This is a genomic window from Rosenbergiella gaditana (genome assembly GCF_018494065.1).
GTDB lineage: Bacteria > Pseudomonadota > Gammaproteobacteria > Enterobacterales > Enterobacteriaceae > Rosenbergiella > Rosenbergiella gaditana.
The window spans coordinates 124,711-139,193 of the sequence record NZ_JABBFR010000008.1; the positions used below are offsets into that span (position 1 = coordinate 124,711).

General features: G+C 45.3%; 14 protein-coding genes. 7 read left to right on the forward strand and 7 right to left on the reverse strand.

Annotated features, from left to right (window positions below; genetic code table 11):
* The 4 genes from dnaE (at position 1) to tilS (ending at position 6,271) form a co-directional block, all read left to right on the forward strand.
* The gene (gene dnaE / locus HH682_RS07880) at positions 1-3,483 is read left to right on the forward strand and encodes a DNA polymerase III subunit alpha (RefSeq protein ID WP_214237033.1); all 3,483 of its coding nucleotides are present in this window, start codon (positions 1-3) and stop codon (positions 3,481-3,483) included.
* Between the two features lie 12 nt (positions 3,484-3,495).
* A complete protein-coding gene (accA, locus tag HH682_RS07885; RefSeq protein WP_214237034.1) occupies positions 3,496-4,455 on the forward strand; it encodes an acetyl-CoA carboxylase carboxyl transferase subunit alpha in 960 nt (319 codons plus the stop codon).
* A gap of 66 nt (positions 4,456-4,521) precedes the next feature.
* Entirely contained in the window at positions 4,522-4,929 is a 408-nt protein-coding gene (locus HH682_RS07890; RefSeq protein ID WP_214237035.1) for a VOC family protein, read from the forward strand.
* Positions 4,919-6,271, forward strand: a complete 1,353-nt coding sequence (gene tilS, locus HH682_RS07895) for a tRNA lysidine(34) synthetase TilS (RefSeq protein WP_250318610.1) — start codon at positions 4,919-4,921, stop codon at positions 6,269-6,271. Before HH682_RS07890 ends, tilS begins: the two co-directional genes overlap by 11 nt.
* Here tilS and rof read toward each other — a convergent pair.
* Complete coding sequence (gene rof / locus HH682_RS07900) at positions 6,258-6,518, reverse strand: Rho-binding antiterminator (RefSeq protein ID WP_214237037.1); 261 nt, start codon at positions 6,516-6,518, stop codon at positions 6,258-6,260. The genes tilS and rof overlap by 14 nt on opposite strands.
* Before the next feature lie 243 nt (positions 6,519-6,761).
* Between rof and HH682_RS07905 the strand changes: the two genes are divergently transcribed.
* Positions 6,762-7,307, forward strand: coding sequence for a YaeQ family protein (locus HH682_RS07905; RefSeq protein WP_214237038.1), 546 nt, complete (start codon positions 6,762-6,764; stop codon positions 7,305-7,307).
* Positions 7,304-7,720: an alternative ribosome rescue aminoacyl-tRNA hydrolase ArfB gene (gene arfB / locus HH682_RS07910; protein ID WP_214237053.1), complete on the forward strand. Its 417-nt coding sequence runs from the start codon at positions 7,304-7,306 to the stop codon at positions 7,718-7,720. The genes HH682_RS07905 and arfB overlap by 4 nt, the downstream gene beginning before the upstream one ends.
* Positions 7,721-7,761: 41 nt before the next feature.
* Here arfB and proS read toward each other — a convergent pair whose 3' ends face one another.
* The 6 genes from proS to metN all read right to left on the reverse strand — a co-directional run bounded on the left by proS (position 7,762) and on the right by metN (position 13,308).
* Positions 7,762-9,480, reverse strand: a complete 1,719-nt coding sequence (proS, locus tag HH682_RS07915) for a proline--tRNA ligase (protein ID WP_214237039.1) — start codon at positions 9,478-9,480, stop codon at positions 7,762-7,764.
* A 78-nt stretch (positions 9,481-9,558) separates the two neighbouring features.
* Positions 9,559-10,269 (reverse strand): tRNA (N6-threonylcarbamoyladenosine(37)-N6)-methyltransferase TrmO, encoded by a 711-nt coding sequence (tsaA, locus tag HH682_RS07920; protein ID WP_214237040.1) that lies wholly within the window; start codon positions 10,267-10,269, stop codon positions 9,559-9,561.
* Positions 10,266-10,670, reverse strand: coding sequence for an Rcs stress response system protein RcsF (rcsF, locus tag HH682_RS07925; protein WP_214237041.1), 405 nt, complete (start codon positions 10,668-10,670; stop codon positions 10,266-10,268). The genes tsaA and rcsF overlap by 4 nt, the downstream gene beginning before the upstream one ends.
* A 109-nt stretch (positions 10,671-10,779) precedes the next feature.
* On the reverse strand, positions 10,780-11,598 hold the full coding sequence (locus HH682_RS07930) for a MetQ/NlpA family lipoprotein (protein WP_214237042.1): 819 nt from the start codon (positions 11,596-11,598) through the stop codon (positions 10,780-10,782).
* A gap of 32 nt (positions 11,599-11,630) precedes the next feature.
* Complete coding sequence (locus HH682_RS07935; protein WP_214237043.1) at positions 11,631-12,284, reverse strand: methionine ABC transporter permease MetI; 654 nt, start codon at positions 12,282-12,284, stop codon at positions 11,631-11,633.
* On the reverse strand, positions 12,277-13,308 hold the full coding sequence (metN, locus tag HH682_RS07940; protein ID WP_214237044.1) for a methionine ABC transporter ATP-binding protein MetN: 1,032 nt from the start codon (positions 13,306-13,308) through the stop codon (positions 12,277-12,279). Before metN ends, HH682_RS07935 begins: the two co-directional genes overlap by 8 nt.
* A 326-nt stretch (positions 13,309-13,634) precedes the next feature.
* Here metN and gmhB point away from each other — a divergent pair, with 326 nt between their 5' ends.
* On the forward strand, positions 13,635-14,189 hold the full coding sequence (gene gmhB, locus HH682_RS07945) for a D-glycero-beta-D-manno-heptose 1,7-bisphosphate 7-phosphatase (protein WP_214237045.1): 555 nt from the start codon (positions 13,635-13,637) through the stop codon (positions 14,187-14,189).
* The last annotated feature ends 294 nt before the right edge of the window (positions 14,190-14,483 follow it).

The window sequence follows — 14,483 nt, forward strand, 5'->3', positions numbered from 1 at the left end:
ATGGCTAACCCACGTTTTATTCATCTTCATGTCCATAGCGATTACTCCATGATTGATGGTATCGCCAAAACCGGTGCTTTAGTAAAAAAAGCAGCGAGTTTAGGTATGCCTGCACTGGGTATCACGGATCATATGAACTTGTGTGGCTTAGTCAAATTTTATGGGGCAGCGTTAGGGGCAGGTGTAAAACCAATCATTGGCGCTGATCTTAAGGTTATCAATCCTTTGCTGGGTGACGAGCCCACGCAGTTAACAGTGCTTGCTGCCAATAATGATGGCTATCAGAATCTGACGTTACTTATCTCCAAAGCCTACCAACGAGGATACGGGCATCAAGGGCCGATTGTTGATCAACAATGGTTAATTGAGCATGCGTCAGGTCTTATTCTCCTATCAGGGGGCTTTAAAGGGGATGTCGGTTATAGCTTGTTAAGAGGCAATTTGGCACTGGCAGAACAATGCATTGCCTTTTACCAAGAATATTTTCCGGATAACTACTATCTTGAACTGACTCGAACTGGGCGTAACGAGGAAGAGAGCTATCTGCATCAAGCGCTACAGCTGGCGGTTAAGCATCAAATTCCTGTCGTAGCAAGCAATGATGTGTGTTTTCTCAGTCGCCAAGATTTTGACGCACACGAAATCCGCGTTGCCATCCATGACGGTTATACGCTTGACGACCCTAAACGACCCAAACTCTATACCGAACAACAGTATCTCCGGACTACAGAGGAGATGTGCGAACTCTTTGCGGATATTCCTGAAGCATTGGCTAATAGTGTTGAAATTGCCCGTCGTTGTAATGTCACCATTCGATTAGGTGAGTATTTTCTTCCTCAATTTCCAACGGGTGAGATGACCACGGAAGACTTTTTGGTCGCCAGTTCAAAAGAGGGATTGGAAGAGCGCCTGCTATTTTTATTCCCGGATGATGAAATTCGTGCCGCTAAGCGCCCAGCCTATGATGAACGTTTAGAGATAGAATTGACGGTTATTAATCAGATGGGTTTCCCTGGCTACTTCTTGATTGTTATGGAGTTTATCCAGTGGTCTAAAGATAATGGCGTGCCCGTTGGCCCAGGGCGAGGTTCGGGTGCGGGATCACTGGTAGCCTATGCACTGAAAATTACTGACCTCGATCCACTGGAATTTGACCTGCTTTTCGAACGGTTCCTTAATCCGGAACGTGTCTCAATGCCCGACTTCGATGTCGACTTCTGCATGGAGAAACGTGATTTAGTGATTGATCACGTGGCAGAAATGTATGGTCGCGAAGCGGTATCACAGATTATTACTTTCGGTACCATGGCGGCAAAAGCCGTTATTCGTGATGTCGGCCGAGTCCTCGGGCACCCTTACGGTTTCGTTGATCGTATTTCCAAATTAATCCCTCCCGATCCCGGAATGACCCTCGAAAAAGCCTTTGTCGCCGAACCTCAGCTACCTGAGATTTACGAGGCAGATGAAGAAGTTAAAGCGCTTATCGATATGGCCCGTAAGCTCGAAGGGGTGACTCGAAATGCAGGTAAACATGCGGGGGGCGTTGTTATCGCGCCGACCAAAATTACCGATTTTGCCCCGCTGTACTGTGATGAACTTGGCCAGCATCCTGTCACGCAATTCGATAAAAACGACGTGGAATATGCAGGGCTGGTCAAATTTGACTTCCTGGGCTTACGGACGTTAACCATCATCAACTGGGCATTGCAGATGATCAATGCACGGCGCGAGAAGCAAGGCGAGCCGCCGATTAATATTGATGCTATTCCGCTCGACGATAAAAAAAGTTTTGATATGCTTCAGCGCGCTGAAACTACAGCTGTATTCCAGCTCGAATCTCGTGGCATGAAAGATTTGATTAAGCGATTAAAGCCTGACTGTTTCGAAGATATGATTGCATTGGTGGCTTTATTCCGCCCCGGGCCACTACAGTCAGGGATGGTCGATAACTTTATAGACCGTAAGCATGGTCGCGAAGCGATCTCATATCCAGACATTCAATGGCAGCATGAAAGTCTCCAGCCAGTGCTTGAGCCCACCTATGGCATTATTCTGTATCAAGAACAGGTTATGCAGATCGCGCAAGTCCTCTCAGGTTATACCCTAGGCGGTGCAGATATGTTGCGCCGGGCGATGGGTAAGAAGCAACCTGAAGAAATGGCTAAGCAACGCTCAATATTTAAAGATGGCGCAGAGCGAATGGGTATCAACGGCGAATTGTCGATGAAGATCTTTGACCTGGTAGAAAAGTTTGCCGGGTATGGATTTAATAAATCCCACTCTGCGGCTTATGCGCTGGTCTCCTACCAAACACTGTGGCTAAAAGCGCACTATCCGGCTGAGTTTATGGCAGCCGTGATGACAGCGGACATGGATAACACTGAGAAAGTCGTCGGCCTCGTCGACGAATGTTGGCGAATGGGATTAAAGGTATTGCCTCCTGATATCAACGCAGGCCTCTATCCTTTCCATGTCAATAACGAGGGTGAGATTGTTTACGGTATTGGTGCAATAAAAGGCGTTGGCGAAGGTCCAATTGAAGCAATACTTGAAGCGAGGAATCAAGGCGGTTATTTTAAGGAGCTATTTGACCTCTGTGCACGCACGGATATCAAAAAAATTAATCGCCGTGTGATGGAAAAACTGATAATGTCCGGTGCCTTTGACCGATTAGGGCCACATCGAGCGGCATTAATGAGTGCGCTGAATGATGCACTTAAGGCTGCTGATCAGCATTCAAAGGCGGAAGCAACAGGACAGGGCGATATGTTTGGGGTTCTTGCAGAAGAACCGGAGCAAATCGAACAGTCATATGCCAGTATAAATCGGTGGCCAGAACAGGTACAGTTAGACGGTGAAAGGGAGACGTTAGGATTATACCTAACGGGGCATCCGATTAATCAGTATCTGAAGGAAATCGAACGTTATGTTGGCGGGATGCGTCTAAAAGATATGCATCCCACTGAGCGTGGAAAAACAACCATTGCCGCAGGCTTAGTGCTTGCTGCAAGAGTAATGGTCACTAAACGTGGCAACCGAATTGGTATTTGTACACTGGATGATCGTTCTGGCCGTTTAGAAGTAATGTTATATACTGACGCGCTAGACAAATATCAGCAGTTACTGGAAAAAGATAAAATTCTGATCGTTAGTGGACAGGTCAGTTTCGATGATTTCTCTGGTGGTCTTAAAATGATTGCAAGAGAAGTGATGGATATTGATGAAGCTCGCGAAAAATATGCTCGCGGTCTTGCTCTCTCACTGATCGACAGGCAAATTGATGACCAGCTTTTAAACCGTCTTCGACAGGTTCTTGAACCTCACCGTTCAGGTACCATCCCAGTAAATCTCTATTATCAAAGAGAGGACGCTCGGGCGAAATTGCGATTTGGGGCAACTTGGCGGGTAACGCCAAGTGATCGTTTACTTAATGATCTACGTCTCGTAATCGGAACGGAGCAGGTTGAACTGGAGTTTGATTAAAACAGGAACATTATGAGTCTTAATTACCTGGATTTTGAACAGCCTATCGCTGAACTTGAAGCGAAAATTGATTCACTGAAATCCCTTGGCCCTCAAGATGAAAAGCACGACATTAATCTTGATGATGAAATTCAACGCTTGCGTAGCAAAAGTGTCGAGCTAACTAAAAAAATCTTCGCAGATTTAGGTGCTTGGCAAATTGCGCAGTTAGCACGTCATCCAATGCGTCCTTATACTCTAGATTATGTGCGCAATGCGTTTGACGATTTCGATGAATTAGCGGGTGATCGGGCTTATGCAGACGATAAAGCGATTGTCGGTGGTATCGCACGTTTAGACGGGCGTCCAGTGATGATCATTGGTCATCAAAAAGGTCGCGAGACGAAAGAGAAAATTCGCCGTAATTTTGGTATGCCTGCTCCAGAGGGATACCGTAAAGCATTGCGTCTGATGGAAATGGCTGAGCGCTTTAAAATGCCTATCATCACCTTTATCGACACGCCAGGTGCTTACCCAGGCGTTGGCGCTGAAGAGCGTGGTCAGGCAGAAGCGATTGCTCGTAACCTGCGTGAAATGGCTGGCTTAACCGTGCCGGTTATTTGTACCGTTATTGGAGAAGGCGGGTCTGGCGGTGCATTAGCAATCGGCGTTGGCGATAAAGTCAATATGCTGCAATACAGTACTTATTCTGTTATCTCGCCTGAGGGTTGTGCATCAATCTTATGGAAGAGTGCGGATAAGGCACCTTTGGCCGCGGAAGCGATGGGCATTACTGCCGATCGTCTCTCTGAACTTGAATTAATCGATTCAGTGATCCCCGAGCCCTTAGGCGGCGCACACCGTCATCCTAAAGAGATGGCTGCAGCGCTAAAAGAGCAATTATTATCTGATCTTGCTGAGCTTGATGAACTCACCACTGAAGAGCTTTTAGATCGTCGCTATGAGCGTCTGATGAGCTATGGCTACGCGTAAGCAATAGCCGGTGAATAAGGTCGCTTTGGCGGCCTTTTTTTATCACTTTAAAAGGGGAGAGAGGCTATGTTAAATCTCAATAGGATCCATCATATTGCGATTATCGCTTCCGATTATCTAAAGAGTCGACATTTCTACTGTGAGGTCTTGGGCTTCCAGCTGCTCAATGAGACTTATCGTGTTGAGCGCCAGTCTTGGAAGGCTGATCTCGCGCTTTGTGGAGAGTATGTTATTGAACTCTTCTCTTTTCCCAATGCTCCACCTCGTATGAGTTATCCCGAAGCATGCGGGTTACGACATCTCGCCTTCGCAGTCGAGAATCTTGAGCAGGCCATTGCCTTTTTAAAAACTCATCACGTTGAATGTGAGCCGATCCGTATCGATTCCATCACGGATAAAGCTTTCACGTTTTTTAGCGATCCTGACGGATTGCCGCTCGAATTTTATCAAGATGGAACCGGTGATGGTGAATGATCTACTGCTTCACGGTCATCGCCAATTACTGGTCGGTTTTAGTGGTGGACTTGATTCAACGGTTTTATTACATAAGTTATCCCAATTACGACTCACGCAGTCGATCTCCCTACGCGCCGTATATATTCATCATGGATTAAGCCAGCATGCCGATGAATGGTTAATGCATTGTCAGCAGCTTTGTACCGACTTAGATATTCCTTTTATCAGTCGTAAAGTACAACTTCTAGGTGGGCAAGGGGGGATTGAAGCCGAAGCCCGAACATTACGTTATCGTGTTTTCCAGGAATTACTCACCCCCGAAGAAGCACTAGTCACTGCTCATCATCAAGATGATCAGTGCGAAACTTTTCTGCTGGCATTAAAACGGGGGAGTGGCCCTGCGGGGTTATCGGCCATGCCATCTTCTCGTCAATTAGGGAAGTATTGGCATCTGCGTCCACTGTTACGTTTTTCTCGGCAGGACTTAGAAGTTTATGCAAAAGAACATCAATTAAGCTGGATCGACGATGAGAGTAATCAAGATGATCATTATGATCGAAACTTTCTACGCTTACATATCCTCCCCCGTTTATCGCAGCGGTGGCCACAGTTCTCACGAAGTGTCGCGCGAAGCGCTGAATTGTGCAGTGAGCAGGAGAGTTTACTTGATGAATTACTGGCATCAGATTTACAAAGATGTATGGCAGACGACGGCTCGATTGATATCGCCTACTTAGCTCGCGGAACAGAACAGAAGAGAAACGCCTTATTAAGACGGTGGTTTTCATATTGCGGATCACTATTACCTTCGCGCCAAGCCTTAACACTCCTCTGGCAAGAGGTCGTATTGAGTCGTGACGATGCTTGTCCACAGCTGATGATTAATCGTAGATATGTACGGCGTTATCAGCAACGACTCTATTTGGGAAGAGTATTCTCTGCACTTCGTGGTACGAATCTCCCATGGCCGATACCCTCAACGCCTTTAGTCCTCCCCGACAATCTTGGGATCTTGCGTTTATTTCCTACTGATACGCAAGGTCTCCACTTACGTGTGCCCAGTAGTAAGGAAAGAGTGACTGTTCGTTTTGGCCAATCGGCCCATCTGCACCTTGTCGGTCGACAGGGCGGAAGAAGTTTGAAAAAAATATGGCAAGAGAAGGGGATACCAGCTTGGTTACGGGAGAGTATTCCCCTTATCTATTTCGATGAAGAGCTGGTTTGCGCACCAGGAGTTTTTATCACTCAAGCTGGATTATCGTCGGAAGGGGAGAGTTATTGCTTAGCCTGGCAGGAGGTTGATCCAGAGCTAAAACCGTGGGTAAATTTTAGCTCTGGGGAAAAAATTAGTTTTGAGTGATGGTAATGGTGCCAATTTCTGGGTGACTAAAACTTTCGATAGCATCTAACCGTACTTCATGCTGCTCGCCGTGGTATTTATACAAAAGATACTCAACTTTCTTTCTCAAGAACAAATCAGCTGCTTCTGCCTTCAACGACTCACCGTTGCGTAGCGTGAGTTGTAGTAATAAATGATGTTGGCAGGCGAGTTCGAGATTGTCATAGTCATCACAATTAATGGGCTGATAGGTATCATTGATTGACATAATTGCTCACCTGTAAGTAAATGGCGGATTTCCGCGGGCCTTACACAAACGCATTACTAGGTAATGCGTCACTGAACTTTAAGCTTATGGCAACGTAATGTGCCAGACTATTCTGAGATAATACGAGGGCTTACCCTATGTTGTCACTTTTTATCTTTAGCCTTAGCCTAGGCGTTTGTAAGGCGTAATGCAAGTCAGCCCACACATCCTGCTAAAGCAGATTAGGGCATAATTGGAGAATTTATGGCGTTAAAAGCCACTATATTTAAGGCGACTGTCGATATTTCAGATCTTGACCGACACTACTATGCCAGCCATACGTTAACATTGGCACGTCATCCTTCTGAAAATGATGAACGGATGATGTTGAGGTTGTTTGCATGGTGCCATTACGCTTCAGAGCGGCTAGAGTTTACACGTGGCCTATCCTCTGGCGAAGAGCCTGAAATTTGGCAGCATCATGATCACGGTAGCCCTGAGTTATGGATAGAGCTAGGTTTACCCGATGAGAAGCGACTGAAAAAAGCCGTGAGTCAATCTTCGAAAGTCGTGTTGTTTACCTATCAATCTCGCGCTGCAGCGGTGTGGAAGCAGCAGACCTTAGGAAGGTTAGCGCAATTCCAAAATCTTACGATTTGGCATGCCAATGATGAACAACTCAGTCAGTTAGCCGCGTTGGCACAACGTAATATGTCGTTGCAAGTAACCTTACAAGAAGGTGTAATCTGGCTTCCAGATGGAATCAATAATGTAGAAATAGAGTTAGCACTATGGCAGAAAGCAAGGTGATTATTATTAATGCGCAACAGCAGATTGCGAGCTCAGAAATAGAAATTTCCGCGATACGAGCACAAGGTGCTGGCGGTCAAAATGTGAATAAGGTCTCAACAGCCATTCACCTCCGCTTTGACGTTAATAGTTCAAGTTTAACCGATGACGCAAAAGCGATAATTATGAGTAAGCGCCATCATTTGCTCACAGAGCATGGGGTAATAGTCATTAAAGCGCAAAGCGCCCGTTCTCAAGAGAAAAATAGAGCGTTAGCGATAGAGCGGCTTCGAGCCGTATTGGCACAATTTCTGGTGATATCAAAAACTCGGAAGGCAACCAAGCCGTCCAAGGCTTCGAAGCTACGCCGCTTGGATGGAAAAAGCCGTACTTCATCGAAGAAAAATCTGCGGGGCAAGGTGAACATGGATTGATCGGCAATGGCCCTCAGAGCGAGGGCCCTATAAAGAAGCTGTTAACGTTTTATTTGTGAAACCAAACGCTCAACGATGGCTTCTGGTGATAGCATCTCTTTTTCGCCAGTGCGACGATTTTTGTACTCAATTTCATTATTATCTAAGTTACGATCGCCGATAACAATTGAGTGAGGCACGCCAATTAGTTCCATATCTGCGAACATTACACCTGGGCGCTCTTTACGGTCATCAAGTATCACGTCGAGCCCTGCACCGCGTAGCTGTTCATAGAGCTTCTCGGCGAGTTCTTGTACACGGAAAGATTTGTGCATGTTCATCGGTAAGATAGCAACATGGAAAGGAGCAATAGCTTCAGGCCAAATAATCCCTCTATCGTCGTGATTCTGCTCGATCGCAGCAGCGACAACACGCGTCACGCCGATACCGTAGCATCCCATAAGTAGCGTTTGGTTACGACCCTCTTCACCTTGAACTGTAGCTTTCAATGCCTCAGAGTACTTTGTACCAAGTTGGAAGATATGACCTACTTCAATGCCACGTTTGATCAGTAAGGTACCTTGGCCATCTGGGCTCTTATCTCCGGTCACCACATTACGGATATCCGCGTAACGTGCTTCTGGAAGATCCCGTAACCAGTTGACACCAAACCAGTGTTTACCGTCAATATTAGCGCCAACTGAAAAATCACTTACCACTTTTAAGCTATGGTCAGCGATGATTGGCATAGCTAAACCAATCGGCCCTAAAGATCCTGGTCCAGCACCGATTGCTTCACGAATTTCTTGTTCAGTCGCAAAACAGAGCGGTGAGGCAACAATATCAATTTTCTCTGCTTTGACTTCATTTAATTCATGATCACCACGAACTAATAGCGCGACTAATTTATGTTCGCTCTCTTCTTTTGCTCTAACAATCAGCGTCTTAACAGTTTTATCGATGGACACAGAGAATTGTGAGACTAATTCAGCGATTGTTTTCGCATTAGGCGTATCTTGTTGCATCAAGGCTTGAGACGGTGCAGCACGTTCAATAGTCGGCGCAATAGCTTCGGCTAATTCGATATTAGCCGCATAATCCGATTGATCAGAGAAGATAATGTCATCTTCACCGCTTTCCGCTAGCACCTGAAACTCATGAGAAGCGCTACCGCCAATAGAGCCGGTATCAGCTTGGACTGCACGAAAATCTAATCCCATACGACTAAAAATTTGGCTGTACGCACGGTACATAATGTCGTAGGTTTCTTGAAGAGAGTCTTGATGGCTATGAAAAGAGTAGGCATCTTTCATAATAAATTCGCGCGAACGCATTACGCCGAAGCGTGGGCGAACTTCATCACGAAACTTGGTCTGGATTTGGAACAAGTTTAGTGGCAATTGTTTATATGAGCTCAGTTCGTTACGGATAAGATCGGTAATAACTTCTTCATGAGTTGGGCCTAGTACGAAAGAACGCTCATGGCGATCTTTTATACGCAGGAGTTCTGGGCCATATTGTTCCCAACGTCCACTCTCTTCCCATAAGTCGGCAGGTTGAACAACAGGCATCGTCACTTCAACGGCACCAGAATTTTCCATTTCTTCACGAACGATTTTTTCGACTTTACGTAAAACGCGAACACCGGTCGGCAGCCAAGTATATAAGCCTGAAGCAAGTTTACGGATCATCCCTGCACGAAGCATTAATTGATGGCTGATGACTTCAGCATCAGAAGGTGTCTCTTTAAGCGTTGAAAGTAGGTATTGAGTAGTGCGCATGAATAAGGTTCCAGTTGAACGGAAAGCTGTTTTAGTAAGTAGTATATAGTTTATCAGTGAGTGAATGGCGTAAAAAGCCTAATTCATCGGCTCAATAGCAATCACTTCTGTTCCCATTGGTGTTACCTGCCAGCGTACAGTAAAATCGCTTAAACTGGCAGCATAAAAACGGTGGTCATCTTGAGCACGGCGGTATGCAGGGCGAGGGTCTTGAGCTAAGACTTGTTGAATAAACTCAGCTAAGTTGGGATGACTCCCCCCATGATGTAATAGTTGCTGTTTAGCGGCGTCCGAAAAATAAACCTGCATAGAAGCTTCAGGGGCTGATTGCGCATAGCCTGCCCGCGCTTCGGGTAGGGATTCGGCGAAAGGCAAATAAGGCTTAATGTCTACAATCGGCGTACCATCGACAAGATCGACACTGCCTAGTTCGAGGATAAGGCGCTTCTTCTCATAGCGAACACCCTTAAACTCCACCAATGACATACCAATAGGATTGGGTCTGAAAGTTGAACGGCTCGCCAAGACGCCGATTTTATCGTTACCGCCAAGCCTTGGCGGGCGAACGAGAGGTTTCCACCCTTGTTGCTGGGTCTGATGAAAAATGAAAAGTAGCCATAGATGGCTGAAATTTTCAATACCACGCACAATATCATGGTGGTTATAAGGGGCAATAAGCTCTAACTCAGCCCCTATTGCAGTGACTAAGCCTGGCTGTCGGGGAACAGCAAACTTCTCTTTCCAAGGCGAGTGAATGGTGCCTATTTGCTCTAAAGAAAACGACTTCATTGTGTGACTTTTAACGCCGAACCCTGGCAAACGGCTTGACGATAACACCCGGAATTAGTAGAAATGACTTCACATTGGTGAACGAGTACTGCATTGGCTTTCAATGTAGAGGCTTTTAACTGCATACGTTTACGTGCTGTATTGAGGTTAGGCGGTGAGCTTTGCGCATTCGTTTGGCAATCTTCACCTGAGACTTCACCTAAGTCGCGAAAAGGCTTATTGATAAGGTCTGCCGGATTGGTATAAAGCTGTACCGGCGTCGCTCTGTGTGCAGGTTTGCGTAGTTTTTCCGGGTGTTGAGCCTGAGGCTTTTCAGGGAAAGGCTCAACAGGTTTGTACTGAGTTGTACAACCAGTAAGTCCTACAATCACCATACAGAGTGGTAATAAGCTTAAACGCATTAAATCTTCCTCACTCAACTATTCATTAGAGGGTTAGCATCCAGGTATCGGCGCCTATTGAAAAAGTAAAGGCGACTCTCGTCGCCTTTACTTACTATACTAACAGTATTTACCAGCCTTTAACGGCGGCGCCGTTAAAAATTTTATCAGCCGCTTGCTCAACCTGTTCTGATTGATACGCTTTGATAAATTTCTTAACGTTATCGGCGTCTTTATTGTCTTCACGGGTCACAATAAGATTGGTATAAGGTGAGTCTTTATCTTCAGTGAATAAGCCATCTTTCACTGGAGTCAACCCAATTTGACTAGCAAAGGTCGTGTTAATCACCGCAATGGCAATTTTATTGTCGTCTAATGAGCGTGGAAGCTGAGGGGCCTCGAGTTCAACAATCTTCAGATTCTTAGGGTTCTCCGTAATATCTAAAGAAGTTGGCAGTAAACCCACATCGTCTTTCAGTTTAATCAATCCAACCTTTTGTAATAATAATAATGAACGGCCTAAATTCGTTGGATCGTTTGGTACAGCAATTTGAGCACCATCTTCCAGTTGATCTAACGATTTAATTTTTTTCGAATAACCAGCGATAGGGTAGATAAAGGTTTTCGCTACAGCGGTGATTTTGTACCCACGATCTTTGATTTGCTGATCCAGATAAGGTTTGTGCTGGAAGGCATTGGCATCAATATCGCCTTTGCTTAACGCTTCATTAGGTAGAACATAGTCAGTGAACGGGACGAGTTCGACATCCAGATGATATTGGTCTTTTGCAACTTTCTGAGCAACCTCTGCCACTTGTTGTTCAGAACCGGCAATGACCCCCACTTTAATATGGTTAGGATCTTGTTGCGTTTTTTGGTCACAGCCAACTAAGGCTAATGTTGCAACAACCGCGCTGAGTGTGGCTAATTTTTTTAACGTAAAAGTCATGGTCGTTCCTTAATTTTTATTGAGACGAATTACTATTTATGAGTGACGAGCCTAACAACACGATCGCCGATAAGTTGGATCAGATAGACCAAAATAACCAGCAATACCAAAACCGTATTCATGATTGTCGCATTATAGCCAATATAACCATATTGGATACCAATTTGCCCTAAACCTCCCGCCCCGACAGCTCCGCCCATGGCAGAGTAGCCAACAAGGGTAATCAGTGTAATGGTTGCTGCATTAATAAGACCGGGCAGCGCTTCTGGTAGGAGGACCTTACGGATGATTTGTAGAGGCGTTGCGCCCATTGAACGAGATGCCTCAATTAAGCCAGAAGGTAGCTCAAGCAGTGCATTTTCAACCATACGTGCAATAAAGGGTGCAGCACCAATTGTCAGAGGGACTATCGCAGCTTGCAGCCCTATTGAGGTACCTACTAGTGCGCGGGTAAAAGGGATCATCCACACAAGCAGGATGATAAAAGGTACTGATCTAAAAATGTTAACTAGCGCGGAAATAATACGATATAGAAATTGACTCTCTTTTATTTGTCCAGGGCGAGTAATGTAAAGTAGCACTCCGACAGGGAGCCCAATGACAAAACCAAAAAAGCCAGAGACAAAGGTCATGACCAAGGTTTCCCAAATACCGCCAGCTAGCAGCCAAATCATTGCCTCAGACATAGCCTAATACCTCTGTTTTAACTTGTTTTTGTAGTAGCCATTCAATGGCCTGTTGGCAGTGTTCTTGTTCACCCGCTATTTCGGTAAGCATAATTCCGAATTTGACACCACCGGCGTAATCCATCTGTGCGCTGATAATATTGCAGTCAACATTAAAACGGCGTGAAATATCAGACAATAGCGGTGCGTCCACGGATTGGCCTGTAAACTCGAGTCGAATAAGTGGAACTTTGCCATCATCAGCGGATTGAGTAAGACGCTGTTGATAGTCTTCAGGTATATCAAGGTGAAGCGTTGATTGGATAAATTGCTGAGCCAACGGGGTTTTCGGATGTGAAAAAATCTCGCTGACTTTGTCGTTCTCAATTAACTCCCCTTTACTGATCACCGCAACTTGATCACAGATACGTTTGACCACATCCATTTCATGGGTGATTAACAGGATAGTAATTCCCAAACGGCGGTTAATATCTTTGAGCAGTTCTAGGATAGAGCGAGTCGTTGCGGGATCTAATGCGCTGGTGGCTTCATCACAGAGTAAAACTTTAGGGTCGCAGGCGAGTGCACGAGCGATCGCGACACGTTGTTTTTGCCCTCCTGATAGGTTTGCTGGACGAGCATCATGTTTATCTGCTAACCCGACGAGTTCAAGAAGTTCAGTAACGCGCTTTTTAATATCAGCTTTCGTGTGGTTTTCCAGCTCAAGAGGTAATGCAACGTTACCAAAAACCGTTCGTGAGTTAAGTAAATTGAAATGTTGGAAAATCATGCCAATTTCACGCCGAGCTAAGGTTAACTCGTGAGCATTGAGTGTGGTGAGATCACGGTCGCCAACAATTACTTTTCCAGAGGTAGGCCGTTCAAGAAGATTAACGCAACGGATGAGAGTACTTTTCCCCGCACCTGAAGCGCCAATCACGCCATATATTTGCCCTTTAGGAACATGAAGCGTCACGTCTTTCAAGGCTTGTATGGTCAGATTTCCCTGTTGAAATCTTTTAGTTATATTTTCAAGTTTTATCATTATAGTATTTTACTTAGTGTCGTTATGCCGCTGAAGTAGGGAACCAAAATGAATTGGTGATTAAGTGGATGTTAAGCTATCTAGACGGCTAAATCAATCTGACCTTTTGATCGTAAGCAGAAAAGAGCCATTAAAGGTTTGCTAGCATCTCTACTATAAAGAGAGGGGAATAATGGGAAGCGTTTCATTATGACTTCCCTTCACTAGGTGAGTGTGACAGAGGTAGTTCATCACATTTGACGGAGAGCAGCGAAGTAAAGACAGTGATCATTAGACGGGGTTCGTGCGATAATACGGCCTTGACTGTAATGGAGTAATTTTTTGCTATGAAACCCGCAATTTTTTTAGACCGCGATGGGACGATTAATCTTGATCATGGTTATGTACACACTAGTGATGAATTTCACTTTATTGATGGTGTGATTGACGCAATGGTCGAATTAAAGAAGATGGGTTATTTACTTGTCCTCATCACTAACCAGTCGGGGATAGCAAGAGGCCTCTTTACGGAAGACCAATTTATGCATTTAACAGAATGGATGGATTGGTCACTCGCAGATAGAGGTGTGGATCTAGATGGTATCTATTTCTGTCCACACCATCCGCAAGCTGTTGTTGAAGAGTATCGGCAAGATTGTGAGTGCCGCAAGCCTAAAGCAGGAATGTTTATCGATGCGAAGGCACAACTCGATGTCGATATGAGTGCTTCTTATATGATTGGAGATAAGAAGGAAGATATGCTGGCAGCAGCCGCGGCGGGAGTTGGGTATAAAATCTTGGTAAGAACCGGTAAGGAAGTCACACCAGAGAGCGAATCCGTTGCGGATGTGGTGATCAATAGTTTAGTTGACCTACCAAAATACTTAGCCAATCAGCAGTAATCGTCGACTTTATCAGCACAGTGCTTGAACTTTGAACGCTTGAGCATTTTTTTTTTAAAAAATGCTCAAAGGGTATTGCGCCTTTTTCGGAACTCCCTATAATGCGCATCCACTGACACGGCAAAGCGAGATACGCAGCGCGGTGACAGGGACTGAAGCGATTTGGTCCAGGAGAAAAAATCAAAATAATGATTGACTCCTGAGGTGAAGCGAGTAATATACGCCACCTCGCGACAACGAGTTAAAACGTTGATTCGCAATGCTCTTTAACAATTTATCAGACAATCTGTGTGG